At 71.1% G+C, this 23,479-nt stretch carries 22 protein-coding genes; 9 read left to right on the top strand and 13 right to left on the bottom strand.

Features of this window, described 5'->3' with window-relative positions; genetic code table 11:
* Positions 1 to 108: 108 nt before the first annotated feature.
* Positions 109 to 1,044, top strand: coding sequence for an EamA family transporter (locus tag EV379_RS01230; RefSeq protein ID WP_130504551.1), 936 nt, complete (start codon positions 109 to 111; stop codon positions 1,042 to 1,044).
* A gap of 92 nt (positions 1,045 to 1,136) precedes the next feature.
* Here EV379_RS01230 and EV379_RS01225 read toward each other — a convergent pair whose 3' ends face one another.
* From EV379_RS01225 to EV379_RS01205, 5 genes are all read right to left on the bottom strand, one after another.
* The gene (locus EV379_RS01225) at positions 1,137 to 2,411 is read right to left on the bottom strand and encodes a glycosyltransferase (protein WP_130504550.1); all 1,275 of its coding nucleotides are present in this window, start codon (positions 2,409 to 2,411) and stop codon (positions 1,137 to 1,139) included.
* A 49-nt stretch (positions 2,412 to 2,460) separates the two neighbouring features.
* Positions 2,461 to 3,315 (bottom strand): shikimate 5-dehydrogenase, encoded by an 855-nt coding sequence (locus EV379_RS01220; protein ID WP_130504549.1) that lies wholly within the window; start codon positions 3,313 to 3,315, stop codon positions 2,461 to 2,463.
* A gap of 22 nt (positions 3,316 to 3,337) precedes the next feature.
* Positions 3,338 to 3,772: a VOC family protein gene (locus tag EV379_RS01215; RefSeq protein ID WP_130504548.1), complete on the bottom strand. Its 435-nt coding sequence runs from the start codon at positions 3,770 to 3,772 to the stop codon at positions 3,338 to 3,340.
* A gap of 100 nt (positions 3,773 to 3,872) precedes the next feature.
* Entirely contained in the window at positions 3,873 to 4,358 is a 486-nt protein-coding gene (locus tag EV379_RS01210) for an SRPBCC family protein (RefSeq protein ID WP_130504547.1), read from the bottom strand.
* Entirely contained in the window at positions 4,355 to 4,747 is a 393-nt protein-coding gene (locus EV379_RS01205; RefSeq protein WP_130504546.1) for an ArsR/SmtB family transcription factor, read from the bottom strand. Before EV379_RS01205 ends, EV379_RS01210 begins: the two co-directional genes overlap by 4 nt.
* Before the next feature lie 190 nt (positions 4,748 to 4,937).
* Here EV379_RS01205 and EV379_RS01200 point away from each other — a divergent pair, with 190 nt between their 5' ends.
* Entirely contained in the window at positions 4,938 to 5,672 is a 735-nt protein-coding gene (locus EV379_RS01200; RefSeq protein ID WP_130504545.1) for an SDR family oxidoreductase, read from the top strand.
* Positions 5,673 to 5,750: 78 nt separating this feature from the next.
* On the opposite strand, the gene EV379_RS01195 is transcribed toward EV379_RS01200, so the two are convergent.
* Positions 5,751 to 6,680, bottom strand: coding sequence for an AEC family transporter (locus tag EV379_RS01195; protein ID WP_130504544.1), 930 nt, complete (start codon positions 6,678 to 6,680; stop codon positions 5,751 to 5,753).
* 164 nt (positions 6,681 to 6,844) lie between these two features.
* The gene (locus tag EV379_RS01190; RefSeq protein WP_130504543.1) at positions 6,845 to 7,549 is read right to left on the bottom strand and encodes a VOC family protein; all 705 of its coding nucleotides are present in this window, start codon (positions 7,547 to 7,549) and stop codon (positions 6,845 to 6,847) included.
* 150 nt (positions 7,550 to 7,699) lie between these two features.
* Between EV379_RS01190 and EV379_RS01185 the strand changes: the two genes are divergently transcribed.
* Positions 7,700 to 8,161, top strand: coding sequence for an aromatic ring-opening dioxygenase LigA (locus EV379_RS01185; protein WP_130504542.1), 462 nt, complete (start codon positions 7,700 to 7,702; stop codon positions 8,159 to 8,161).
* A 190-nt stretch (positions 8,162 to 8,351) separates the two neighbouring features.
* Here the strand turns inward: EV379_RS01185 and EV379_RS01180 are convergent, their stop codons facing one another.
* Complete coding sequence (locus EV379_RS01180; RefSeq protein WP_130504541.1) at positions 8,352 to 8,954, bottom strand: hypothetical protein; 603 nt, start codon at positions 8,952 to 8,954, stop codon at positions 8,352 to 8,354.
* Between the two features lie 95 nt (positions 8,955 to 9,049).
* Here EV379_RS01180 and EV379_RS01175 point away from each other — a divergent pair, with 95 nt between their 5' ends.
* Positions 9,050 to 9,328: a glutaredoxin family protein gene (locus EV379_RS01175; protein WP_130504540.1), complete on the top strand. Its 279-nt coding sequence runs from the start codon at positions 9,050 to 9,052 to the stop codon at positions 9,326 to 9,328.
* A 171-nt stretch (positions 9,329 to 9,499) separates the two neighbouring features.
* Here the strand turns inward: EV379_RS01175 and EV379_RS01170 are convergent, their stop codons facing one another.
* Complete coding sequence (locus EV379_RS01170) at positions 9,500 to 10,459, bottom strand: FKBP-type peptidyl-prolyl cis-trans isomerase (RefSeq protein WP_165397251.1); 960 nt, start codon at positions 10,457 to 10,459, stop codon at positions 9,500 to 9,502.
* A 158-nt stretch (positions 10,460 to 10,617) separates the two neighbouring features.
* Between EV379_RS01170 and EV379_RS01165 the strand changes: the two genes are divergently transcribed.
* Complete coding sequence (locus EV379_RS01165) at positions 10,618 to 11,703, top strand: LLM class flavin-dependent oxidoreductase (RefSeq protein WP_130504538.1); 1,086 nt, start codon at positions 10,618 to 10,620, stop codon at positions 11,701 to 11,703.
* A 101-nt stretch (positions 11,704 to 11,804) separates the two neighbouring features.
* On the opposite strand, the gene EV379_RS01160 is transcribed toward EV379_RS01165, so the two are convergent.
* Positions 11,805 to 12,590, bottom strand: a complete 786-nt coding sequence (locus EV379_RS01160) for an SDR family oxidoreductase (RefSeq protein WP_130504537.1) — start codon at positions 12,588 to 12,590, stop codon at positions 11,805 to 11,807.
* Positions 12,591 to 12,710: 120 nt separating this feature from the next.
* Between EV379_RS01160 and EV379_RS01155 the strand changes: the two genes are divergently transcribed.
* Both EV379_RS01155 and EV379_RS01150 read left to right on the top strand, forming a co-directional pair.
* Positions 12,711 to 13,952: an exonuclease SbcCD subunit D gene (locus tag EV379_RS01155; protein ID WP_130504536.1), complete on the top strand. Its 1,242-nt coding sequence runs from the start codon at positions 12,711 to 12,713 to the stop codon at positions 13,950 to 13,952.
* Positions 13,949 to 17,173: an AAA family ATPase gene (locus tag EV379_RS01150; RefSeq protein WP_130504535.1), complete on the top strand. Its 3,225-nt coding sequence runs from the start codon at positions 13,949 to 13,951 to the stop codon at positions 17,171 to 17,173. Before EV379_RS01155 ends, EV379_RS01150 begins: the two co-directional genes overlap by 4 nt.
* A 272-nt stretch (positions 17,174 to 17,445) precedes the next feature.
* On the opposite strand, the gene EV379_RS01145 is transcribed toward EV379_RS01150, so the two are convergent.
* The 3 genes from EV379_RS01145 to EV379_RS01135 all read right to left on the bottom strand — a co-directional run bounded on the left by EV379_RS01145 (position 17,446) and on the right by EV379_RS01135 (position 21,246).
* The gene (locus EV379_RS01145; RefSeq protein WP_165397250.1) at positions 17,446 to 17,898 is read right to left on the bottom strand and encodes a transferase; all 453 of its coding nucleotides are present in this window, start codon (positions 17,896 to 17,898) and stop codon (positions 17,446 to 17,448) included.
* Positions 17,899 to 18,159: 261 nt separating this feature from the next.
* Complete coding sequence (locus EV379_RS01140) at positions 18,160 to 18,849, bottom strand: collagen-like triple helix repeat-containing protein (protein WP_130504533.1); 690 nt, start codon at positions 18,847 to 18,849, stop codon at positions 18,160 to 18,162.
* A gap of 141 nt (positions 18,850 to 18,990) precedes the next feature.
* Positions 18,991 to 21,246, bottom strand: coding sequence for a DEAD/DEAH box helicase (locus EV379_RS01135; RefSeq protein ID WP_130504532.1), 2,256 nt, complete (start codon positions 21,244 to 21,246; stop codon positions 18,991 to 18,993).
* 331 nt (positions 21,247 to 21,577) lie between these two features.
* Here EV379_RS01135 and EV379_RS01130 point away from each other — a divergent pair, with 331 nt between their 5' ends.
* Together EV379_RS01130 and EV379_RS01125 are read left to right on the top strand one after the other, a co-directional pair.
* On the top strand, positions 21,578 to 22,102 hold the full coding sequence (locus EV379_RS01130; protein ID WP_130504531.1) for a GNAT family N-acetyltransferase: 525 nt from the start codon (positions 21,578 to 21,580) through the stop codon (positions 22,100 to 22,102).
* Positions 22,103 to 22,197: 95 nt separating this feature from the next.
* Positions 22,198 to 23,355, top strand: coding sequence for an alpha/beta hydrolase (locus tag EV379_RS01125; RefSeq protein ID WP_130504530.1), 1,158 nt, complete (start codon positions 22,198 to 22,200; stop codon positions 23,353 to 23,355).
* Positions 23,356 to 23,479 lie beyond the last annotated feature (124 nt).

Raw genomic sequence — 23,479 nt, 5'->3', positions numbered from 1 at the left:
CACAGACACTGCCAAGGGGGTGTGATTGTTTTTCTCCTGCGCTTAAGCAGATTGTTACCTTCGCTGCTCATATGAGCAGGCGCCGGGCCGGTCTAGTCTGGAGCCCTCATGCTCATCGCACTGCTCGGCCTGACCGGCGCGCTCGTCTACGGCGCCGCCGACTTCCTCGGCGGGCTCTCCGCCAGGCGCATCAGCGCGGTGCTGACGACGGCCGTCACGGCCACGGCCGGGCTCGCGGTGTTGCTCGTCACGCTGCCGTGGCTGGGCGGGGCGTGGTCGGCATCCGCGATCGGTTGGGGCGCCCTCTCCGGCGTGACGGGCGCGCTGGCGATCTCGTTGCTCTACGCGTGCCTGGCGATCGGCCCGATGAGCATCCTCTCGCCGCTCACCGCCGTCGTCTCTGCGATCGTGCCGATGACGGTCGGACTGCTGCGTGGCGAGGCGTTCTCCCCGATCGGCTACTGGGCGCTCGGCCTCGCCCTCCTCGCGGTCGTACTCGTCGGCTTCGTCCCCGAGCAGGGTGCCGTTCGGCCCAGCCTGCGCGGCATCCTGATGGCGGTCGGCAGCGGGGCGGCGATCGGCATGTTCATGGTCCTGATCGACCTCACGCCGGAGGACAGCGGGATCGTGCCGCTGCTGTTCAACCGCGGCGTGAATGCGGCGATCATGTTCGCCGTCGTGCTGCTGCTCTGGCGAATCGGGGCGCGCCGGGTGCGCGGGGGCTCGGCCGGCGGGGTGCAGGAGGATGCGGCATCCGCCGGCCCCGTCGACTTCACGCGGCGAGCGCTGCGCCCCTCCGCGACAACGGTGCGCACCGGGCTGCTGCTCGCCGCCGCGGCCGGCGCGGTGGACGCCGTCGCCAACGTGTTCATGCTGATCGGCCTGCGGCTCGGCGAGCTCAGCGTGATGAGCGTGCTCGTGGCGATGTACCCGGCCGGAACGGTCCTGCTCGCCGCGCTCGTGCTCAAGGAACGCATCGCTCCCGTGCAGTGGGTCGGGCTCGCCCTGGCCATCACCGCGGCCGGGCTGCTCGCCCTCGCCTGAGTACTGCGGTCGGGATCGCACTTCGACGTCTTCCGGCCGCCGGGAAGGCGTCAAACTGCGAACCCGGTGCCGTGCCAAAGCGGGAGCGGGCGCTAGGCCTCGAGCTCCGCGAGCAGCGCTCCCCCTGCGGCGTCCCGCGCGACGGCCCGGCCGAGCTTCCGTGCGGCGAAACGGTAGTCCTCATTGGCGAGCACCGTGAGCACCGCGCCGGCGATCCGCTCTGCCGAGGCGGAGCGAGGTACCGCGATCCCGGCGCCGCGACTGGTGACACGGACGGCGTTGTCGGCCTGATCCCGCCCGTGGTGCAGGATGACGAGCGGCAGGCCGGCCGCGAGCGCCTTGACGACGGTTCCGTGGCCGCCGTGCGTGACGACGAGGCTGGCCCCGCGCATCGCGGCGCCGTGCGGAGCGGAGGCGACGACGGTGACGTTCGTCGGCGCGTGGATCGCCTCGGGGCGGATTGCCGGCCCCGTCGTCACGAGGCCCCGCACGGGCAGGCTCCCGAGTGCATCGGTGATGCGCTGCAGACAACCCACGTGGTTCTGGAAGGTCGAGGAGAGGGCGACGAGCACGAGCGGCGCCCCGCCCTCCGGCGGCGTCCACGCCTCGTCGGCGGCCCAGCTCGGGTCGTCGAGCACGGCGCCGACGTAGCGTGCGTTGGGCGGCAGCGCGGCCGGGAAGTCGAACGCGGCAGAGGTGAGCACGAGCTGGCGGCGGGCGTGGTGCATCTGATCCCAGGTGTGCACGATCGGGCCGAGGCCGTTCGCGGCCCGCACCCGGTTGATCGGCGCGAGCGCGTAGTGGTCGAAGAGCGTGCCGCTCATGGCGGTCGCGACCCGATCCCGGATCCGCCCGAGCGAGCCGCGCGCGGGTGTGAGCCCCGCGCCGAACGGCGGCATACCCGGCGCCGGCAACGGGTAGGCGTTCGGGAACAGCACGTCGAACGGCACCCCGCGCGCCTCGGCCGCGATCATCGCGCCGACGGCGAAGGACGAGGTCAGCACGAGGTCCGGCCGGCTCGCCTCGATGGCGGCGAGGGTGTCCTGCGCCTGACTCGGGGCCGGATCGGTCATCATCTGCGTGGCGATGCCGCGGGCGAGGCTCGTCGGGGTGCGCAGGTCCCAGTCGTGGAAGGGCTCGGCCGGCCGCCAGGACCAGGGCAGGAACGCCGCCCCCGTGCCGAGCACCTGCTCGGCCATCGAGGGCTCGGCGAGCACCCGCACCGCGTGGCCGCGGGCGCGGAGCCGCCTGACGACGCCAAGTTCAGGGGGGACGGTGCCGCCGCCGTCGGTGAGCGCGAACAGGTAGTTGCGCGGGAGCTGACCCGACTCGGGCCCAGGCTCGGCAGCGTTCACTGCGGCGTTCATGGCGGCCACTCTACGCAGCGGGCACCGCGCGCCGCATGGGTGGCAGCACCTACTCCTGGAGCGAGAAGGCGGAGGCCTCTGCCACGAGTTTCGGGCTCGGGCGCACACCGGTGTAGAGCACGAACTGCTCCTCTGCCTGGATCGCGATGACCTCTGCGCCCGTGATGACGCGCGTGCCCGCCGCCCGCGCCGCGCGGATCAGCGGGGTCTCACTGGGCATCGCGACGACGTCCCAGACGACGGATGCCGCGGCGATCGCGGCATCCGAGAACGACTGCTCCGCACTCTCTGCGCCGCCGGCCATGCCGATCGGTGTCACGTTGACGAGCAGCCCGGCACCGACGGCGACGTCGCTGCTCTGGCCGGCATCCGACTCGGCACAGGACGCCGCCTGCGCGGCAACCCGCCAGCCGTACTGCTCGGCCAGCGCGCGGCCGGCCGCCTCGTTGCGGGCGAGCACGGTGCCGTCGGTGAAGCCGGCATCGCGGAGCGCGGCAACGACCGCCTTGGCCATGCCGCCGCTGCCGCGCACGACGACGGGGCACGGGGCGACAGCGTGCCGCTCGACGAGGCGCTGAATCGCGAGGTAGTCGGTGTTGTATGCCTTGAGGTGCCCGTCGGTGTTGACGATCGTGTTGACCGATTCGATCGCGGCGGCCGAGGCGTCGAGCTCGTCGACCAGCGGGATCACCGCCTCCTTGAACGGCATCGACACGGCGCAGCCGCGGATGCCGAGACCGCGCACGCCGGCGATGGCGGCGGGCAGATCACCCGTGCTGAACGCCTTGTAGATGTAGTTCAGCTCGAGCGCGTCGTAGAGGTAGTTGTGAAAACGCGTGCCGATGTTGCTCGGGCGGCCCGAGAGGGAGATGCAGAGGGTCATGTCCTTGTTGAGAATCGGCATCTCAAAACTCTAGGCGCTCGGCTCAGTCATCGCCTCCGAAGCGGCCACGCGCCTCGAGCGGGATGAGCGGCTTCTCGGCCCGCACCCGCAGCTCCTGCACGGCCCAGCTGTTGCCGTCGGGGTCGGAGAAGCCGAAGAATGTGCCACCGTCGCGCGCGTCGAAGGTCACGATCTCGCTCGCCTCGACTCCGCGGGAGAGCAGCTCCTCGCGGGCCGCCTTGGCATCGGAGACGACCAGCTGCAGACCGCGCATCGAGCCGGGCGCCATCTCGTTCTGCGCAGGGAGGTCGCCGATCACGATCGAGCAGCCAGAGCCCCGCGGGGTCAACTGCACGACGTGCATCTGCTCGGTCTGGGTGTCGTGGTCGAGGTGGAATCCGACCTGGTCGCGGTAGAACGCCACCGCGCGGCCGATGTCGCTGACCGGCAGAACGATGACTTCGAGTGTCCAATCCATGGTGCTTCTCCTGACTGCTGGTGGGTGTGGTTGTGAGTGCTGCGAGCGGCGGGCGGATGCCGCGCGCCAGTGCCGGCGCCATCCGCCCGCACCGCTCCGCCTAGAGCGTCGTCAGGAGCGTGTCGAGGCGGTTGTAGCCCTCGGACATGCCCCGTTCCATGCCGCTGGAGACCATGCCGTCGCGCGCCTCCTGGTTCGGGTAGACGGAGTGCCCGACGAGGCGGGTGCGCCCGTCGCCGAGGTCTTCGAAGCGCATGGACTCGACGCTGACGACATCCGGGTACCCCTCGTACTCGAAGGTCTGGATGGCGAACTCGTTCGGTCGGACGACGTGATAGACGCCGTTGAACGCGTACTCCTCGCCGTCAGGGGCGCGGTGGATGTAGCGGTAGCCGCCGCCCGTCACGAAGCTGAAGTGCTCGATTTCGACGTCGTAGCCGTCTGGTCCGAGCCACTGCTTGATCAGCTCCGGTTCCGCGTGGGCGCGGAAGACCGCGGCGACGGGGGCGTCGAACTCGCGCACGAAGTCGACGTACTGCACGCCTTCCGGAGCAGTGACGGTGAGAGCGTTGGTGGTGGTACTCATTGTTCTTTCTCCTTGGATTCGGTGGCGCCGGCGCCACTCACGCCGGTGTCGGTGCTCGTCAGTGATCCGAGCAGGGTGTCGAGCCGACGGAACTGCGCCTCGTGGATGAGCCGGTAGCCATCGATCCAGGCCGTGAGCCTCTCGAGGGCGCCGGCATCGAGGTGCACCGGGCGGCGCTGGGCGTCACGACTGCGCGTGACGAGCCCGGCATGTTCGAGCACCTGGATGTGCTTGGACACCGCCTGCTTGGAGATCTCGAATGGTGCGGCGAGCTCGTTGACCGTTGCCGGCCCGCGGCTGAGCCTGGCGATGATCTCCCGCCGCACGGGGTCGGCCAGCGCCATGAAGGCCCGGTCGAGACGCCCATCGGTGAGGAGATCAACGCTCATAATCAACCCTTTGCTTGATCAACTGATTTGTTGATCATGAATGTACGCCGCGTCGCGCGGCTCGTCAAGGCCTCGACGCAAATCGTCATCGCCCCGGATGCCGCCGGCCGGCGTGACAGCATGACATCCCCGGCCCGCGCCGCAACCAAGCCAGGCAGACCAACAGAACCACCCGAACCAGAGGAGCCCCATGCCCACCGCAGCCACCGCCGACGGACCCACTCAGCACTCGGCCGCCGGGCGCCCGGTGGCCGTCGTCACCGGCGCGACGGGCGGCATGGGGACGGCCATCGTCGCCGAGCTCTCCTCGACGCACGACGTCGTCGCGCTCGGGCGCTCGTCCGCGGCGCTCGATGCGCTGGCGGCGACGACGGGATGCCGCACGCAGCTGCTCGAGCTCACCGACTTCGCCGCGTTCGCCTCCGTCGCCACCGCTCTCCCCCGCGTGGACGTGCTCGTGCACGCGGCGGCGATCGCTCCCCGCCTGGCGGTGGCCGCGGCATCCGTCGACGACTGGGAACTCGTGCTGCGCAGCAACGTGATCGCGCCGGCGGAGCTCACCCGCGTGCTGTTGCCGCAGCTGCGCGCCGCGGAGGGCACGGTCGTCTTCATCGGTTCCGGCGCCGGGACGCGGGCGATTCCGGGCAGCGCGGTGTACACGGCGAGCAAGCACGCACTCAAGGCCATCGCCGATGTGCTGCGGATCGACGAGGCGTCGACGCGACTGCGCGTGGCCACCGTCGCGCCGGGGCAGACCGACACTCCCCTGCTGCGCTCCGGCAATGCGAGCGCCGGCGAACCATACGAACCGGAGAAGTACATCCGGCCGAGCTCGGTCGCCGACGCGGTGCGCTTCGTCGTTGACGCACCGGCCGATGTGCACATCACCGACATCGCGGTCCGCCCCCGGCGCGAGCTCGCCTAGCGCGCGGCGCCGCGGGCTGTGGGCCGCGGGGTGTGGGCCGCGGCCGGGCCTGGGGCCTGGGGCTCGGGCCGTGCCGGCCTACGCGAACAGCAGCACGATGCCGAGCAGCACCGGCACACAGCCGAGTGTCGTCACGAAGACGGTGTCGCGCGCCAGGATCTCTCCGCTGTCGTAGCGCTGCGCGTAGTTGAACACGTTCTGGGCGGTCGGCAGCGCGGCGAGCACGACAACGGCGTAGAGCGCAGCCTGGTCGAGGTGGAAGACGAAGGCACCGAACAGCCAGGCCACCACTGGCATCACGATCAGCTTGAGCGCCGAGGCCACAAGTACGAGCGTGCGCCCGCTCCCCGGGCTCAACATCCGTTGGCCGGCGAGCGAGAGCCCGAAGCTGATCAGCATCAGCGGGATCGCCGCCTCGCCGACCCTGGCGATCGGGTCGTGCACGATCGGGGGCAGTGCGATTCCGGCGAGTGCAACGAACAGGCCGGCGAGCGAGCCGATGATGATCGGATTGCGGAAAGTCTGGCCGAGGATCCGCGGCAGCGAGGTGGAGCCGGTGGCCGAGGCGTCGAGGATCGCGAGTGCGATCGGGGTGAAGACGAGCAGTTGCAGGAGAACGATCGGAGCCGCATAGGCGGCGTCGCCCAGCATGTACAGCGCGATCGGGATGCCCATGTTGTTGGCGTTGACGTAGCCGGACGCCACAGAGCCGATGACCGTCTCGGCGAGCGGGCGGCGCCGGATCCGGGCGAACAGCGCGAAAAGCGCCATCATGAGCGTCCCCGCGATCGCCGAGACCGGGAGCAGCGCGGAGAACAGTGTGTGCACATCGGCGCCGGAGAGCACGCTGAACATCAGCAGGGGCGAGAGCACGAAAAACACGAGCCGGCTGAGCACGGGGCGGGCGTGCTCGCCGAGCACGGTGCTGCGCCCGACGATGTAGCCGATCAGGATCGGCAGCATGATGACGGCGAGGGCGGTCCCGACGCCGCCGAGGCCTGCTTCCATCGCCTATTCGCCCCTCGCCGCTTCACCGTGCACGCGCCGCGGCGCACCTTCGAATACTATCGACGTCGCCGAGCGCCGAGCGCCGACTGCCGGAGCCGGACCCGCGGCGGGCCTCGACGGGCCCGACGCGCGGTGATTGGGCCTGTCGGCATCCGCTCGCGCGGTCAGCGCAGTTCGACCTCGCCGAGCGTGCCGCGCACGGTCGCGATCAGTGCCGGCGTATCGCCCAGCACGATGTCGAGCGGCACGCCGAGCTCCGCCAGCTGCGCCTGCAGCTCGGCCGGGTGCGGGTGTTCGCCGCGGAGCGCGACGAGTTCCAGCGTCGGGAGCTCGCTCAGCCCGGGGTGGGCGGTCGTTCCCCAGTCGATCAGGAACGGCACGATCGGCGAGACGTGGCCGGGCGGTGCCGTGAAACTCCACGCCAGCACGGAGCCGTCCGGCTTCGTGCGGGACTGCGCCGCGATGTCGCCGAGCGCGAGCCCTGCGGCACGGGCGCGCTCTGCGGCATCCTCGATGCTCGTCGGGGCGAGGTGCACCGCGTAGCTGCTGAGGGTTGGAGTCTGCAGCGTGTCGATGCCGAAGATCTCGATCCCGGATGCCGCGCGCTCCCCGTCCGGGTCAGGCCCGATGATCTCGAGGTAGTGCGGGCCGCGGGCGCCGGCCACCGTGAAGGCGATGAGGGCGTTGGCGGTTCCGATGGCGTGGCGCCCTCCGGGTGCTGCGGTGACGCCGGTGCGTTCGGCGATGTGCGCGACGGCGGCGGCGAGGTCAGGACCTGCGAAGACGAGGTGGTCGATGGCCGCGGCGAGCGCCTCGGCCAGTGGCGCGTCAAGTGGTGCGGGGCGGGTGTCAGCGGTGGCGTCGGTCATGGCTGACAATCTCCCACAGCGGCTGCCGCGACCGTGGCGGCCGCGACCAACACCGTAACGTTCGGCGCGCCCGGCCGTGCGCCTGCACTATCGCGCGGCCGCGGGATGCCGATACGCTGCAGACATCATTCGCTTGGGGGAGGACGATCGATGTCGACGATCAGCAGCAATCTGGACAAGTCACTGCGCCTGGCGCGCATCGCGAGCATCGGCGTCATCGTCCTCGGCATCCTCTTCATCGTCGTCGGCGTCGTGGCCTGGATCGCGGTGAGCATCAAGCTGCGCGCAGAGGGCATCACCGTGAGCGAGGGGGCACCGTTCCTGGAAGGCTGGGAGGTCGCCGGCCCGCTGACCGCGTTCGCTCAGGCCGACATCATCAACACCCACGCCCTCGCCATGACCGACGGGCTGACGTACGCGCAGCTCGCGCAGGACGACCCGATGCGCGCGACCGTGATGAACGCCTCGTTCCTGCGCGCCTCGCTCTTCACCTCGGTGATCTCCTTCGGCATCGCGCTGTTTGCGATCGGCGTCGGCGTCGTGTCGATCCTGCTCGGCTGGGTCAGCACGACGCTGCTGAAGGCGCGCGGCGCCTCGGCATCCGCCGCCTAGGCTCAGCGCTGGCGGCTCCGGCCCTGGCTCGCTTGGTGGCTCCGGCGCGCGTTCCGCGCCAGAAACCGCGTTTCGCGCCAGTAGTTTCTGCGGCAAAGCGCGGTAACTGGCGCGCGACCCGCGAGCGGAGCCGCGGCATCCGCCCGCTCCCGACGACGGTTCGGCTGGCGACTGCCGACGGCGGCGGCGGCTACCAGCGGCGGTTGGCGGCACGCACCTCGCGGCGGAGCTCCTTGCGCAGCTGCTTCACGCGCTTCTCCTGCGGGCCACCCGACTTGTCTTCGACCACGAGCGGCGGCCACACGTCGTCGAGCTTCGTCTCGATCACGGCGGAGATCTCGCTCCACGCATCGGCTCTGGCCCTGGCGACGAAGGAGTCGAGATACTCGCGATCCTCGCGCAGGCGCCACAGGCGTTCGGCGACGGCGGCGTGCACCTTCTCCCTGCGCCGCAGATTGGCGACATCGTCGGTGCGGTAGTCGTGGTGGTGCAGCGCCTTGCCCTCGCGGTTGGCGGCCGAGCCGCGCTCATCCTCGGCGATCGAGGCCGACTCGTCTTCCTGCTGCACCTCTTCATAGAGGGCGGCCCTTGCGGCCTCGCGCACGCGCTCGTCGTCGAACGCGTCCGGCTCGGTCAGCACGCCGATGATGATCTGGTTCTTCAGCGCCATCCTGGCGCCGAACTCGGCCAGCATCACGCCTTCCTCGATCTGCTCGTCGAGGGAGACCTCTTCACGCTTGGGGATCGCCTCATCGTCGAACGGCGTGAATCCCTTGCGCCTGCGACGTGCCATCTTGCCCTGCCGTACTCGTCTTCGACCTCGGTGTCGGCCGCACCGGCGGCCTGCCTCCAGCGTATCGCCCAGCCTCGAGCTTTAGCATGGGTGACATGACTGACGCTTCCGCATCCGCCGAGACCTTTGACCGCATCACGATGTTCGGCGCGACCTGGTGCAGCGACTGCCGCCGCTCCAAGTCGCTGCTCGACACCCTCGGAGTCGACTACGACTACGTCGACCTCGAGGTCGAGATCGACGGTGCCGACCGCGCCAAGGCCATCAGCGGCCGCACCAACATCCCCGTGATCGTGTTCCCGGATGCCACGCACATGGTGGAGCCGCGCGACTCGGAGCTGCACGCGAAGCTCGGCGAGCTCGCCGCGATCTAGCCGGTCCGGACAGCCCTCGCGCCCCGCCGCAGTTCCGGGCGAGATGCCACAGATGGCCCCTTCAGACGCTCTGAAGGGGCCATCTCTGACTTCTCGGGGCGGGTGCACACACCGCAGGCCCGCTCTCTCGAGCGGGCCTGCGGTGGTGGTGCTGTCTATTCGACGCGCTGTTTACGCAACGTCCAGGATCTCGATCACGAAGACGAGGGTCTGGCCGGCGAGCTCGTGCTCGCTGCTGCCCGCGACGCCGTAGCCGTACTCCGGCGGGATCGAGACGACGAGCTTGGTGCCGACCTTCTGGCCGACCAGCGCGGCGCCGAAGCCCTCGACGACGCCGGTCGTTGCGAACGTGGCCGGCTGCTTGCCGTAGCTCTGGTCGAAGATCTCGCCCGTGTTCCAGTTCGTGCCCTGGTAGTTGACGGTGACAGAGTCGCCGGGCTTGACCGTCTTGCCGTCGCCCTCCTCGATCACGTCGATCAGGAGCTTGGTGGCTGGTTCACCCTCCGGCAGCGTCAGCACGGGCGGCTCCTCGCCGTTGAACTTGACGGTCGGCGGGTTCTCGGTCCACTCCTCCGCGGCGAGCGGCGGAACGATCTTGGTGACGTCGGTCACGACGACAACGCTCTCGTTGGCCGCGATGCCGAGGCCCTCGCTGCCTGCGTCGCCGAAGAGTTCGGCGGCGGGGATCGTCGTCACGACGCGCGAGCCGACGGGCACGCAGTCGATTCCAGCCAGGAACGCCGGGAAGATCTGCGGGTCGCCGACCGTGAAGGTGGCGTCCTCGGCGATTGCCGCCTCACCGGTGGTGCCCTTGAAGACGTTGATGCGCAGGTCGACGCTGTCGCCGGCGGCCGTCACATCGCCGTCGCCCTTGTCGACGATCGTGCGCTGCAGCTCGGTCGCCTCGAACGGGGTCGTGAACTCGGCCGTGACCTCCTTGCCGAAGTCACCGCTGACCTTGACCGACTTGCTCTCGTCACCGGAGGTGTACGTCGTGCACGCATCGGCCGCCGGCGTCGCGGTGGCCTTGGAATCGGAGTCGCTGCCAGCCGCGCATCCCGTGAGAATGAGGGCGCTCGCTGCGAGGAGCGCCAACGGCGCCATGCGGCGCAACGGTGTGGTCATTTTCATGCTGGAAGGTTCTCGATTCCGTGTGGGTGCAATTCGGAGTGCCGCGAACGGCCTCGTCGAGTCTGGCAGCTCGAACTTGGGCTTGGCTGTACGCGCGCCGGACGGATGCCGAATACCGGCGCGGAATAGCCGCGCGGCCTCACGGGTTCCCCCCTGTGATGACTTCTGCAGCCGACGCCCCCGAGTCCACCCCGACCGCCACACCGTCTCCCCGCCTCTCCGTGCTCGATCTGGTGCCCGTGCGCACCGGGCAGAGCAGCGCACAGGCGGTTGCGGCATCCGTCGCACTCGCACAGACGGCCGACGCGCTCGGCTACGAGCGTTACTGGCTGGCCGAGCACCACAACATGCCGGCCGTCGCATCGACCGCGCCGCCCGTGCTGATCGCCGCGATCGCCAGCCGGACCGAGCGGATCCGCGTCGGCTCCGGCGGTGTGATGCTGCCGAACCACGCGCCGCTGATCGTGGCGGAGCAGTTCGCGGCGCTCGAGGCGATCGCGCCAGGCCGCATCGACCTCGGTCTCGGTCGTGCGCCAGGCAGCGACCCGGTGATCTCCGCGCTGCTGCGACAGAGCGGCGCGACGAGCGACGTCGAGCGTTTTCCCGAGAACATCAGCGAGATCCAGGCGCTGCTGCAGCCGGACGGCGCCGCCTTCTCGCTGACCAGCGGGCAGGAGTACACGGTGCACGCGACGCCAGCGGCATCCGGTGCCCCGACGATCTGGCTGCTCGGCTCGAGCGAGTACTCCGCGAGGCTCGCCGCGCGGCTCGGCCTGCCCTATGTGTTCGCGAACCACTTCAGCGGCGAGGGCCTCGACACCGCGATGCGCATCTACCGCGGCGAGTACCAGCCGAGCGACGGGTACCCGGCGCCGCAGTCGTTCCTCACACTCAACGCCTCGGTCGCGCCGACGCTCGAGGAGGCCCGCGCCCGCGCCCTGCCGCAGCTGCGCATGATGGCGCGCCTGCGGATGGGCCAGCGGCTGACGGCGCTCGAAACGGTGGAGGAGGCCGCGGCGGCCGAGCTGAGTGCCCCGGATGCCGCCCGCGCCTCGTTCATCGCGGCCGCAGAGGCCCGCTGGCTCATCGGCACCCCGGAGACGGCCCGCACTGAGCTCGCCGCCTTCGCCGCCCGACACGGCGTCGACGAGGTCATGGTGTCGGCGATCGGCGGCTCCTACGCGCACGAACCGGCTGACCGAACGCCGGGCCGCGAGCAGACGCTGCGCCTGCTCGCGGGGTAGCGCGCCGGACCGCTACTCGGAGATTCGTGGTGGAACAGCCACCCGCAGCGGGATTCGACCCGTAGCGACAAGAATCTCCGAGTCGCGGAACGACCGCGGTTTCAGTCCCAGATGTTGTCGCCACGCAGCGAGGCATCCGCCCCGCCGTCGGTGTAGATCGTCTGCCCGGTGGTGTGCGTGTTCTCCTCGCTCGTCAGCCAGGCCAGCAGGCGCGCGATCACGATCGGCTCGGAGTGGCCGTTCAGCGGCATCGGCACGGCGGCGTCGACCATGGCACGCCCCTCCTCGCTCGCCAGCAGCTCGCGGGTCATGGGGGTGACGACGGTGCCGGGGGCGACCGCGTTCATCGGGATGCCGGCGCCGGCCCAGCGCGGCGTGATCGACTCGCGGCGGATCCAGCGGCTGAGGGCGCGCTTGCTCGACGGGTAGTTGAGGTAGCCCGTCTCCGGACCGTCCTCCGCCAGCGCCGTGCCGATGGCGATCGCCGCAGCCTCGTCGCCGCCAAGCAGCGCCTCGACGAGCTCGGCCGAGTTCGGCTGCAGCGACGCCATCGAGCTGACGGCCGCGACGCGGGGCGCCGTGCTGCGGGCGAGGGCGGGGGCGAGAGCCTCGAGGAACTCCGTGACACCGAAAAAATTGACCGAGACGGTCAGCGCGCGCGGGGCCGAGATTCCGGCGGCGGCGATGACGGCGTCGATCTGGCCATCGGATGCCGCGAGCACGGCCTCCGCGGCCGCGACCCGACCGGCCGAGGTCGAGAGGTCTGCGACGACCTCGGCGTCCCGCAGATCGACGCCGATCACCCGGTTGCCGCGCTCCCGCAGCAGTTCGGCCGTAGCGGCGCCGATTCCCGATGCTGAGCCTGTGACGACATATGTGCGATTCATGAGATGAGCGTACGTCCGGCCCCTGAGACCGTTGCCGGTCGGCGTGCAGTTCACCCTGCTACTCACCCCGCCGCCCGCGCCGTACACGGTCGTGTCAGCGGCCACCGCTACCGTTGAAGCATGCGGATCTTGCACACCTCGGACTGGCACGTCGGGCGCACCTTTCACGGGCATTCAACGCTCGCGGCGCTCGACGAGGTGCTGCGCGAACTCGCCGCGCTCGTGCGCGAGCGGGCGATCGACGTCGTGCTCGTCGCCGGGGACGTTTTCGACTCTGCCGTGCCGTCGCGCGACAGCTACGAACTGCTTGGCCGGGCGCTCAGCGCGATCCGCGAGGCCGGCGCCACCGTCATCCTGAGCAGCGGCAACCACGACTCCGCGACCCGCCTCGGCTTCCAGTCGGAGTTCGCGGCCTTCGGCGGCGTGCACGTGCTCGCCAAGACCGAGCTGCACGACCGACCCGTCACGCTCAGCGACGAGCACGGCGCCGTGCACATATACGGCATCCCCTATCTCGAGCCGGCGCTCGTGCGCGGCATCTACCCCGGCGTCCCGCTGCGCAGCCATGCGCAGGTGCTCGACTTCGCGATGGACCGCGTGCGCGCCGACCTGGCGGCACGCGGCGGCCGCAGCGTCGTCATGTCGCACTGCTTCGCGGTGAACGTCGGCGGCGCCACCGTCGGCGCAGCGACGGGTCTGGACGCGGCGGGTGCAGCGGGCGCCGACGGCATGCCCGACTGCTCCGGCCTGGTCTCCGATGACGTCGTGCGCGACATCACCGCCGGCGGGCTCGACCTCGTTCCGCTGTCCACCTTCGACGGCCCCGACTACGTGGCCCTCGGCCACATCCACGGCCGCTCGACCCTCAGCGAGCGGGCCCGCTACTCCGGCGCCCCGCTGCACTTCTCCTTCAGCGAGGCGGGCAAGCCGCGCGGCGGCTGGCTCGTCGAGCTCGGCGCCGACGGCCTCGAGTCGGTGGAGTGGCTCGAGCTGCCGACTCCCCGCCGGCTCAGCATCCTCACCGGAACGCTCGACGAGCTGATGACGGATGCCGCGCACGAGCACGCCGAGCAGGACTGGGTGTTCGCGGTGCTCACCGACCAGTCCCGTCCGCTCGACGCCATGCGCACGCTGCAGACGCGGTTCCGCTGGTGCGCGACGCTCGACCACCGCCCGAGCGTCGTCGCGGCGGCATCCGGGGCCAGCTACTCCGAACGCATCAAGGCCAAGAGCGACGGCGAGATCGTCGGCGGCTTTCTCGAGCACGTGCGCAACGGCGTCGGTGCCAGCGACGCCGAACGCGCGCTGCTGGCCGAGGTGATCGCGCTGAACGACGCCAGACTGGCCGGCGACGCGGCATGAGGATCAACCGACTCACGGTGCAGGGCTTCGGCCCGTACAAGACCGCGCAGCACGTGGACTTCGACGCCTTCGCTGACGACGGCATCTTCCTGATGGGCGGCAAGACCGGTGCGGGCAAGTCGAGCATCCTCGACGCGATCTGCTTCGCGCTCTACGACGGCGTCCCGCGCTACGACGGCACCAAGGGTCGGCTGCGCAGCGACCACTGCGGGCCAGACGACCCCAGCCTGGTCACGCTCGAGTTCACCGCAGGCGACACCCGCTACCGGGTCGAGCGCGCGCCGGAGTACGAACGGCAGAAGGCGCGGGGCGTCGGGACCGTCACGCAGAAGCCGACCGCCGAGCTGTTCGAGCTGCGTGGCGGCGATTGGGTCGGCATCGATGCCGGCCCCCGCACCGTCGGCCCGCGCGTCGCCGAGCTCGTCGGGCTCAACCGCGACCAGTTCCTGCAGGTGATCCTGCTCGCCCAGAACCGTTTCCAGCAGTTCCTGCTGGCCAAGAGTGAGGCCCGCCAGGACGTGCTGCGCTCGCTCTTCGGCACGCGCCGCTTCCAGGACTACGAGCTCGCGATCACCGAGCAGCGCAAGGCCCTCGACGGCGAACTCGGTTCGCAGCGCACCACGCTCGCCCAGATGCTCGAACAGGCCGTGACGATCGCCCGTTCGCTCGGCCTCGGGGCGGACGACGAAGCGGCGCCGGGCGCCGCGGCCGGAGCTGAGGGCGAGCGTGCGGCGTTCGCGAGCCCCGCGTCGGGCGCGGCGGAGGGTTCCGCGGGTGTCGACGAGCCGCCCGCGCTCGGCGCCGATCTGGTGCGCATTCCGGAGCCGCCCGTGCCGGAACAGGTGACGCCGTGGCTCGCCGCGCTGAGCGATGCCGCTCACGAACGGGTATCGGGCGCCGCACGTGAGGCGGATGCCGCCGACTCCGCCTTCACGCTCGCCGACGGCGCGCACGACGCGCTCGTTGCCCGACGGAGTGCGCAGCTGCGCCGCGCGGACGCCGAGCATCGGCTGGAGGCTCTTCGCACGGCGGCCCAGGCCGTCGACGCCGACCGGGCCGCGCTCACCGCGGCCGGCCGCGCCGATGTCGCGATCGGCGCCGTCACGGCGGCGCACCGCGCGCGGGCGGCGGCCGAGCACGCCGCAGCATCACTGGCCGGGGCGCAGCGCGCCTTCGCCACGTCTGCCGCGGCGGTCCCCACGCCTGCTGCCCCTGGTGACTCTGCCGGCGCTGCCGACTCGTCTGGCTCGTCTGGCTCCACTGGTGCTGCCGCGTCCGCGGCCGCCACAGGCTCGGCGGGTTCCGCCGTCGCCACAACTCCTGCGGAGATCGACGCGGTGATCGAGCGCGCGACGCTGCAGCAGGGCGCACTCGACGATGCCCTGCAACTCGAACGCGAGATGCCCGCGCAGCGTGCAGAGGTCGAACGGTTACGGAGTGCGCACGAGACCGCGGAGACGGCACTCGCCGAGGCACTCGAACATACGGCGGCCCTGCCCGGGCTGATCGCGGCAGACAATGCTCGTCTCGGAGAGTTGGTGGCGGTCGCCGCCACGCTCGAGGGAACCGCCGCGGAGTGCAGCCGGCTGACCACGGCACGGGAGCACGCCGAGCTCGCCGCGACGCTCGAAACCCGACTCGCCGCCGCCCGAGCACTCGAACTCACCAGCGGTCAGGAGAGCACCGCGGCATCCGCCGAACTCGACCGGCTGCGCGCTGCCCGGCTGAACGGCCATGCCGCCGAGCTCGCCATCGCACTGCGCGACGGCGATGCCTGCGCCGTGTGCGGCGCGACCGAGCACCCGAATCCGGCGCAGCCCTCGGCCGACGCCGTGACCGAAGCCGACATCGAGGCGGCCGAGGCCGTGCTGGCCGTGCGGCGCGAGCGAGCGGAGGAGGCCAGGCGTGCCGCCGGCGCGCTCGCGGAGAAGCTGGCGGCGGCAACGGCCAGCGCCGGAGGTCGCACCGCTCCGGAGCTCGCCGGGTTGATCACTGCGGCGACGGCGGCCCGCGACACCGCAGCCGCAGCCGAGAGCGAGGCCGAGCTGCTGGGCTCCGTGCTCGCGGCGCGGCGCGCAGAGCACGAGAGCGCTGAGGCCCTCGTCGCCTCGCTCCGGGACGAGCTCGCCCTCGCCACGACGGCGCTGGCAACGGCGGGTGCCAGGCGAGAGTCCGCCGAGCAGCGGCTCGCCGCCCAGCGCGCCGGCTACACGACGGTCGCCGAGCGCAGCGCCGCCCTCGCGGAGCTGCTCCTGCAGGCCCGCCGGCTCGCCGAGGCGATCACCGCCGACACTGCGGCCGCCGCTGCCATCGTCGACGCGGATGCCGCCCTCGCCGGACAACTGCTTGCGCACGGATTCGACTCGGCGGAGGCGGTCAGCTCCGCCCACCTCGACGCCAACGCCCGCACCGCGATCGAGTCGCGCGTGCGGTCACACGACGATGCCGTCGCCGCGGCGACGGCGACGCTCGGCGAGCCGGAACTGGCCGAGCTTCCGGCCGAACTGGTCGAACTGGACGCCTCGGCGGCCGCGCTGGCCACCGCCCGCGACGCCCGTGACGACGCGCTCGCCCGGCACGCCACGGTGCACGGGCAGGCGGGCGCGCTCGACGAGCTCATCGCTCGCGCCAGCCGACTGCTCGCGGCATCCGCCGAACTGCTCGACCGCTACGAGGTGGTCGCCCGCCTCGCGGCCACGCTCAAGGGCGACGCCCCGAACGAGAGGCGGATGCGCCTCGAGAGCTTCGTGCTGGCGGCCGAGCTGGAGGAGATCGTGGCGGCGGCGAACGCCCGGCTGCGCCAGATGAGCGGCGGGCGGTACACGCTCGAACACGACGACGGCATCGCCCACCGCGGCGCCCAGTCCGGGCTCGGGCTGGCCATCCTCGACGGGCACACCGGCCAGCAACGGGCGACGCACTCCCTCTCGGGTGGCGAGACCTTCCTGGCCTCGCTGGCGCTCGCGCTCGGGCTCGCCGAGGTGGTGACCGGGCGGGCCGGCGGCATCACGCTCGACACGCTGTTCATCGACGAGGGCTTCGGCTCGCTGGATGCCGACACCCTCGAGATCGCAATGGCGACGCTCGACAGCCTCCGCACCGGCGGCCGCACGATTGGCCTGATCAGCCACGTCGAGGCCATGAAGGAGCAGATCCACGCCTCGCTGCAGGTGAGCGTCGGCGAGCACGGCTGGAGCACGATCACGCAGGAGGCGGCGTAGTCGCGGCTCGCGACACGCGGCGCGCGGCGTGACCGTCACATGCCCGCGGGCGCGGTCGAGGGCGCGCGGCGACGGTGCTCGGCAGCATCCGTCTCGGTTCGTGGCCCGGGCAAAGTGCGCCGGCCCGGTGAATACACCGGGCCCCGACACTTTTCGCGGGCCCGAGCGCGACGCCCGACGGAGACGCGCGTCAGAAACCCACGTTGCGCGGCAGACGTTTCTGGCGCGGAACGCGGGTTTCTGGCGCGAATCGGTTCGGTACGAGAGGGTGGCTACGCGGCCAGGCCGAGGTGCTCGGCGCGAGCGCCGCTCGGGGCCCCGGGGGCCCCTGGCGCGGCCGGGCTCAGGCCGGGGATGACGGCTCCCGCCGGAACGGTCTCATCGTCACCGAGGCGAGCGCCGGCCCCGACGCGGGCGGCGACACCGATCGTGACGCGGTTGCCGAGGCGTGAGCCGACGCCGACGACGGCGCGCTGCGCCAGGTGCGCACGGGAGCCGAGCGTCGCGCCCGCACCGACGATCGCGCCGGGCTCGATCCAACTGTCCGGGCCGATCTGCGCCTCAGCGTGCACCTCGGCGCCCGGGTCGACGTAGCTTCCGCGCGCGATGAATGCGCTGCGGTGCACGGTCGCCTCGGCCGAGACGAAGCCGCGCCCGTTGGCGTGGTGGCGGTATCGCCGCGTCACTCCGGCCGCGTCTTCAATGTCCACGTAGTTGGTGCTCATCGCTCCCCCTCTGCTCCCGCGGCCTCTGCGTCGAAACTCTGTCGAGAGGCCGGTGTCGAGAACTCTGTGTTGTGCCGAGCACATCACTCCACGCTGCATTCTCGCTGCATGTGCGCTGAGACTACGCTGGACGCACTCAGATGCCCGACTATTGACATAACACTGCCGGTCGCGCGGGAATTCCCCGACCGCGCAGGCCCGTCGACCGGGTCGCCGACAGCGCGCCGCCGGCACTCCCACCGCGAGCGCTGACGGGCCGGATCACTGCTCCTGCGGAGTCCACACCCCCGCCGCACAGGTGTAGAAGGCCATGTTGCTGGTGTCGAGGTAGATGTCCCCGTCCGCGCCGCAGTCGGCCGCCGGGTCCGGGCTCCCCGTCCCGAGCGAGACCTGCGTGCCTGCGACGCCGGGTTCGCCTGGCTTCCCTGGCTTGCCCGGTTCGCCCTGCGCCCCCGTCGCTCCGGTTTCGCCCTGCTCGCCCTGCTCGCCGGTGAGGTTCTCCGCGGCGTTCTGCCTGATGTTGCCAACCGACACCCACACCCCGTCCTGGCGGAGGTAGACGTTGGCGCTCTCGAGGTCGATGTAGAGGTCACCGTCCAGCCCGGCGTCGACCGACGGCGCCCCGACGCCGGCCCGCACGACCGAGCCGGTCGGCATGAGTTCGGCGATCATCGCTTCGAGCTCCGCCTGGTCCAGCGGCTCCTCGCTCGGCCCCGGCGTCACGTAGACGGTTGGAACGGGCGTTGGCGTGGGCGCCGGGGCGGCCGCCCCGGCCATGCTGGCACCGAGGAACGACGCGACGAAGGCCAGCAGGACGACGCCGGCACCGACCCAGAGCAGCATGCCCCGTGTCACCGTCGCGGCCGGCTTCCCGCCGTCCGGGGCGGGCGCCGAAACACCGGCGGACGCGGGCGGGGCGGCGGGTTCTGCTTGCTCGTTCGCTTCGGTCACGGTTGGCTCCTTCGCAGCGCGGTTGTCGGCGAGCATAGCGGTGCGCCAGACGCAGGGCGAGAGTTCCGCCCAGATCCGCGGGGCGGCATGCAGAAGGCCCGCCCGACCGGAAGGTCGAGCGGGCCCAGAGGCGCTGCGTGGTTAGGCGTTGACCGGCGTGTGCCCGGCGATCTCGGAGACGAGCTCGTCGCCAGGGAAGGAGACGACGAAGTCGGCCTCGATCTCGGCGCGCTCGAGCAGCTCGGCCATGCGGCGCTGACGCTGCTTGGGGATGAGCGTCACGACGATGCCCTGCTTGCCGGCGCGACCGGTGCGGCCGGAGCGGTGCAGGTACGTCTTGTACTCGTCGGGGGCGTCGGCCTGGATCACCAGGTCGATGTCGTCGACGTGGATGCCGCGGGCTGCGACATCCGTGGCAACGAGCACGCTGACGCGACCAGAGGTCAACTGCGCCAGGTTGCGCGTGCGGCGGGCCTGGTTGAGGTCACCGTGCAGCGAGACGGCCGGGATGCCGGCGTCGTCGAGCTGGTCGGCGAGCTGCTCGGCGAAGGCGCGGGTGCGGGCGAAGACCAGGGTCTTGCCGTTGCGGTCGGCGAGCTGCTCGATGATGCGGCCCTTGTCGCGCTGCTCGATGACGAGCACGCGGTGGTCGATCGTCGAGGAGGCCTGGTCTTCACCGGCGACCTCGTGCACGGAGGGCTCAGGCAGGAATTCCTTGACCAGCTGGGCGACACCCTTGTCGAGGGTCGCGGAGAAGAGCAGCTTCTGTCCGTCGTCGGCGGTCTCGCGCAGGATGCGCTGCACCGGCTCGAGGAAGCCGAGGTCGCACATGTGGTCGGCCTCGTCGAGGACCGTGATGGTGACCTGGCTGAGGTCGAGGCGACCCTGCTCGATCAGGTCTTCGATGCGGCCGGGCGTGCCGACGATGATGTCGACGCCGCGCTGCAACGCACCAACCTGACGGTGCTGGGGGACGCCGCCGTAGATCTGCGTGGTGAACAGGCCGACGGAGCGGGCGATGGGCTGCACGGTGCGGTCGATCTGCAGTGCGAGCTCGCGGGTCGGGGCGAGGATCAGGGCGCGGGGCTTGCGGCCCATCGCGCGCTTCTTGCCTCCGCCGTTCTCCATCAGCTTCTCCACGAGGGGAGCGCCGAAGGCGATGGTCTTGCCCGAGCCGGTCTTGCCGCGGCCGAGGACATCCTTGCCGGCGAGAACGTCGGGGATGGTTGCGGCCTGGATCGGGAACGGCGACGCCGCGCCGAGCTCGGCGAGGGCTGCGACGATGTTGCCGCCGAGGCCCAGGTCGCCGAAGCTCATGCCGACGACATCCGAGGCCTGAATCGCCTCGGCCTCGAGGCGCTCGAGCACGACGTCGTCCTGCGGGGTGAAGTGGCCCTTGCCCTCACGGGACGGGTAGAAGCTCGAGTCGCTGCGCTCGGACTTCTGGAATCCTGGGCGGTCGAAGTTGTCGCGGCGCGGCGGGCGCTCGTCGAAGTTGCGACGCGGACGGTCTGCACGGTCGGCGAAGTCGCGACGCGGCGCGCGGTCCGCGTTGTACGCGGGGCGCTCGCTGCCTGCGCCGTATGCCGGGCGCTCGCCGCGCTGGGGGCGGTCGCCGTAGGAGGGGCGCTCGCTGCGCTGGGGGCGGTCGCCGTAGGAGGGGCGCTCGCTGCGCTGGCCGTAGGCCGGACGCTCGCCACGGTCGCTGTTGTACGACGGACGGTCGTTGCCACGCTGCGGGCGGTCACCGTAGGAGGGACGCTCGCTGCGCTGGCCGTCGGCCGGACGCTCGCCACGGTCGCTGTTGTACGACGGACGGTCGTTGCCACGCTGCGGGCGGTCACCGTAGGAGGGACGCTCGCTGCGCTGGCCGTAAGCCGGACGCTCGGAGCGGTCGTTGTTGTATGCCGGACGGTCGTTGCCGCGGGCCGGACGGTCACCGTAGGAGGGACGGTCGTTGCCACGCTGCGGGCGGTCGCCGTAGGAGGGACGCTCGCTGCGCTGTCCGTAGGAGGGACGCTCGCCACGCTGGCCACCGGCCGCGCGGTCGCCGTAGGCGGGGCGGTCGTTGCCACGGGCCGGGCGGTCGCCGCGGTCGTTGCTGTAGGACGGGCGGTCGTTGCCGCGCGCCGGACGGTCACCGTAGGAGGGACGGTCGTTGCTGCGCTGCGGGCGGTCACCGTAGGCGGGGCGCTCGGAGCCGCCGGCCGCGCGAGCGGCACGCTCGTCGGCGTTCCAGCGGTTCTTCTTGGGGGCGGCGCCGGCCTCGTCGGCGCGGTAGCCGCGGTGTCCCGGGCTGCGGGCACCCTGCTTGGGGCCGCCCTTCGCGCCGCCCTTTGCGTAGGACGGGTCGTAGTTCTTGGCCGTGCGGCCGGAAGAATTGTGGTTCTTGGGCATCGAAGATGTTCCTGGGTTGTGTTCGAGTACATGGCAGAACGACGCTGCGCCAGAATGAGCGCATCGCAACTGAGAACCCGGGGAAGTCTTGACCGGGGCCGTTCACATACATTGTGATTTTTCGCCAACAGAATTGTTGCGAAACCGGCCCACCAGACTTACAAACCCATCCGCATTACACATGCGGTGCCTAGAGCCGACTTGTCTACGTTACAGTACGCCGCCTGAGAAGTCGCCATGAAAGGCGAGGCACGATCGACGGATGCCGCGGAGGCCGGCCGTGCTCGCTCCACGTAACGGCCTCGAAACCTGCGCGCCCTAGGCTCACGGCATGAGCCCAGCCGCACCGATCATCGGCGTAGAAGCGCCCCGCCAGCCGCAGTTGATCGCGCTGCTCGAGCAGAGCAGCGCATACGCCCGCAGCCTCGGCTACCCGCCGGAGAGCAACTTCCTGCTCGACGTCGAGGACCTCGAGAAGACGAACGTCGACGTCTATGTCGCCAGGGACAGCTCCGGTGCGCCCCTCGGCATCGCCGCGCTCGTGCTGCTCGACCCGCAGGCCAACGGCAGCAGTCCGGGTGACGCCGAGCTGAAGCGCATGTTCGTGAGCGATTTTGCGCGCGGGCAGGGCGTCGCAGGCGCGCTGCTGCGACGGCTCGAGAGTGATGCGCGTGCCAGCGGCATCCGTCGGATCGTGCTGGAGACCGGGCCGCTGCACGCACCAGCCCTCGCCCTGTACGCCAGGCACGGCTACACCGAGATCGCGCAGTTCGGGCAGTACATCGGCGAGCGGTACAGCGTCTGCATGGCGAAGCCGCTCGATGCCGTGATGCCTGCACGAACGGCCGTTGTGTGACGCGATTCGCTGGGCCATTCGACCGGGGATTCGTGCGGCGCTTCAGCCATGGCCTACGCTCAGTTCACTCGCTCTGACCCGAACTCGGAGAACAAGTGAATTCGAAGCCTGCCGTGCTCGGCCGTTCGCGCCGCACTCGGGTGTTCACCGTGCTCGCCGCGCTCAGCGCCGGAGTGGTCACGACGTTGCTGCTCAGCGGCTTCCACATTGGCGTGCGCGAGCTCGGCGATCCGGGTGACATCGCGGTCTCGGAACTCACGACGCCGGAGGTCATCGGCATCCGCACCTTCACCGCGCCGAGCGGCATCCGGGTGACCGAAGACGTGACGTACGGCACCCGCGACGACGGAACCCTGCTGACCCTGGATGTCTGCCGCCCGGAAGAGACCGCGACGGAGACGACCGCGGCGGAGGCGGCGCAGGCCGATGCGATCACGGCGGATGCGCCGTTGCCGGACGCACCGCTGCCGGACACAGCCGTGCCGGGCGCACCGCTGCCAGAACCGGCCGCGACGCTGCCGAGCGCCGATGGCGCGGCCGTCATCCCGGCACAGGCGGGGCTGCCCGCGGTCGTCTCCATCCACGGCGGGAGCTGGGCCCGCGGCGACAAGGCCAACGACGACTGGCGCAACGTCTGCCGGTGGCTGGCCAGCGAGGGCTTCGTTGCCTACTCGCTGAACTACCGGCTCGTTCCCGAGGCGCTCTTCCCGGCGGCGATCGACGACGTGGCGCTGGCCGTCGAGTGGATGCGCACGCCGGCCAACGCCTCGCGCTTCGGCATCGATCCGGCGCGGATCGGTGCGTTCGGCGGATCGGCCGGCGGCAACCTGGCCGCGCTGCTCGGCACGCGTGGAACAGGGCCGCTCGACGAGGGCAGCCGTGTCGCCGCCGTCGCCGAGCTCTCGGCGCCGACGGACCTGCGCCGGGAGGCGGTGCTCCGCGACGGCGGCAACGAGCTGCTGCAGACGATCATCACGCGCTACCTCGGTTGCGAGGAGTGGACGCTCTGCCCGCAGGCCGAGGACGCCTCGCCGTCGACCTTCGTCGACCGGAGCGACCCGCCCTTCTTCATCGGGCATGCCGCGAGCGAGTTCATCCCGCTGGCGCAGGCCCAGAATTTCGCGGGGGTGCTGGATGCCGCCGGCATCGGCGTCGAGTACGCCGTCGTGCCAGGCGACGACCACTCCATCGGCATCCTGGACGAGGCGATGCGCGCCCGCGTCGCCGCCTTCCTGCACACCGAGCTCGGCTAGCCGGCCCCCGCAGCTCCCACTCCCCGCGAGTTGCCACAGATGGCCCCTTCGTCTGGCACGAAGGGGCCATCTGTGGCTTCTCGCCGCGGCCGCGCGGCGAGCGCGGGAGCTGCGGGGCGAGCGG

This window comes from Microterricola gilva (assembly GCF_004217495.1).
Classification (GTDB): Bacteria; Actinomycetota; Actinomycetes; order Actinomycetales; family Microbacteriaceae; genus Microterricola; species Microterricola gilva.
The sequence above is the reverse complement of the archived record's forward strand: the minus strand, read 5'-3'. Positions and strand labels throughout refer to the sequence as shown.

Coding starts and splice junctions, on each gene's coding strand:
- EV379_RS01230 (WP_130504551.1), top strand. CDS start 109: ATGCTCATCGCACTGCTCGGCCTGACCGGCGCGCTCGTCTACGGCGCC.
- EV379_RS01225 (WP_130504550.1), bottom strand. CDS start 2,411: ATGAACGCCGCAGTGAACGCTGCCGAGCCTGGGCCCGAGTCGGGTCAG.
- EV379_RS01220 (WP_130504549.1), bottom strand. CDS start 3,315: ATGCCGATTCTCAACAAGGACATGACCCTCTGCATCTCCCTCTCGGGC.
- EV379_RS01215 (WP_130504548.1), bottom strand. CDS start 3,772: ATGGATTGGACACTCGAAGTCATCGTTCTGCCGGTCAGCGACATCGGC.
- EV379_RS01210 (WP_130504547.1), bottom strand. CDS start 4,358: ATGAGTACCACCACCAACGCTCTCACCGTCACTGCTCCGGAAGGCGTG.
- EV379_RS01205 (WP_130504546.1), bottom strand. CDS start 4,747: ATGAGCGTTGATCTCCTCACCGATGGGCGTCTCGACCGGGCCTTCATG.
- EV379_RS01200 (WP_130504545.1), top strand. CDS start 4,938: ATGCCCACCGCAGCCACCGCCGACGGACCCACTCAGCACTCGGCCGCC.
- EV379_RS01195 (WP_130504544.1), bottom strand. CDS start 6,680: ATGGAAGCAGGCCTCGGCGGCGTCGGGACCGCCCTCGCCGTCATCATG.
- EV379_RS01190 (WP_130504543.1), bottom strand. CDS start 7,549: ATGACCGACGCCACCGCTGACACCCGCCCCGCACCACTTGACGCGCCA.
- EV379_RS01185 (WP_130504542.1), top strand. CDS start 7,700: ATGTCGACGATCAGCAGCAATCTGGACAAGTCACTGCGCCTGGCGCGC.
- EV379_RS01180 (WP_130504541.1), bottom strand. CDS start 8,954: ATGGCACGTCGCAGGCGCAAGGGATTCACGCCGTTCGACGATGAGGCG.
- EV379_RS01175 (WP_130504540.1), top strand. CDS start 9,050: ATGACTGACGCTTCCGCATCCGCCGAGACCTTTGACCGCATCACGATG.
- EV379_RS01170 (WP_165397251.1), bottom strand. CDS start 10,459: ATGAAAATGACCACACCGTTGCGCCGCATGGCGCCGTTGGCGCTCCTC.
- EV379_RS01165 (WP_130504538.1), top strand. CDS start 10,618: ATGACTTCTGCAGCCGACGCCCCCGAGTCCACCCCGACCGCCACACCG.
- EV379_RS01160 (WP_130504537.1), bottom strand. CDS start 12,590: ATGAATCGCACATATGTCGTCACAGGCTCAGCATCGGGAATCGGCGCC.
- EV379_RS01155 (WP_130504536.1), top strand. CDS start 12,711: ATGCGGATCTTGCACACCTCGGACTGGCACGTCGGGCGCACCTTTCAC.
- EV379_RS01150 (WP_130504535.1), top strand. CDS start 13,949: ATGAGGATCAACCGACTCACGGTGCAGGGCTTCGGCCCGTACAAGACC.
- EV379_RS01145 (WP_165397250.1), bottom strand. CDS start 17,898: ATGAGCACCAACTACGTGGACATTGAAGACGCGGCCGGAGTGACGCGG.
- EV379_RS01135 (WP_130504532.1), bottom strand. CDS start 21,246: ATGCCCAAGAACCACAATTCTTCCGGCCGCACGGCCAAGAACTACGAC.
- EV379_RS01130 (WP_130504531.1), top strand. CDS start 21,578: ATGAGCCCAGCCGCACCGATCATCGGCGTAGAAGCGCCCCGCCAGCCG.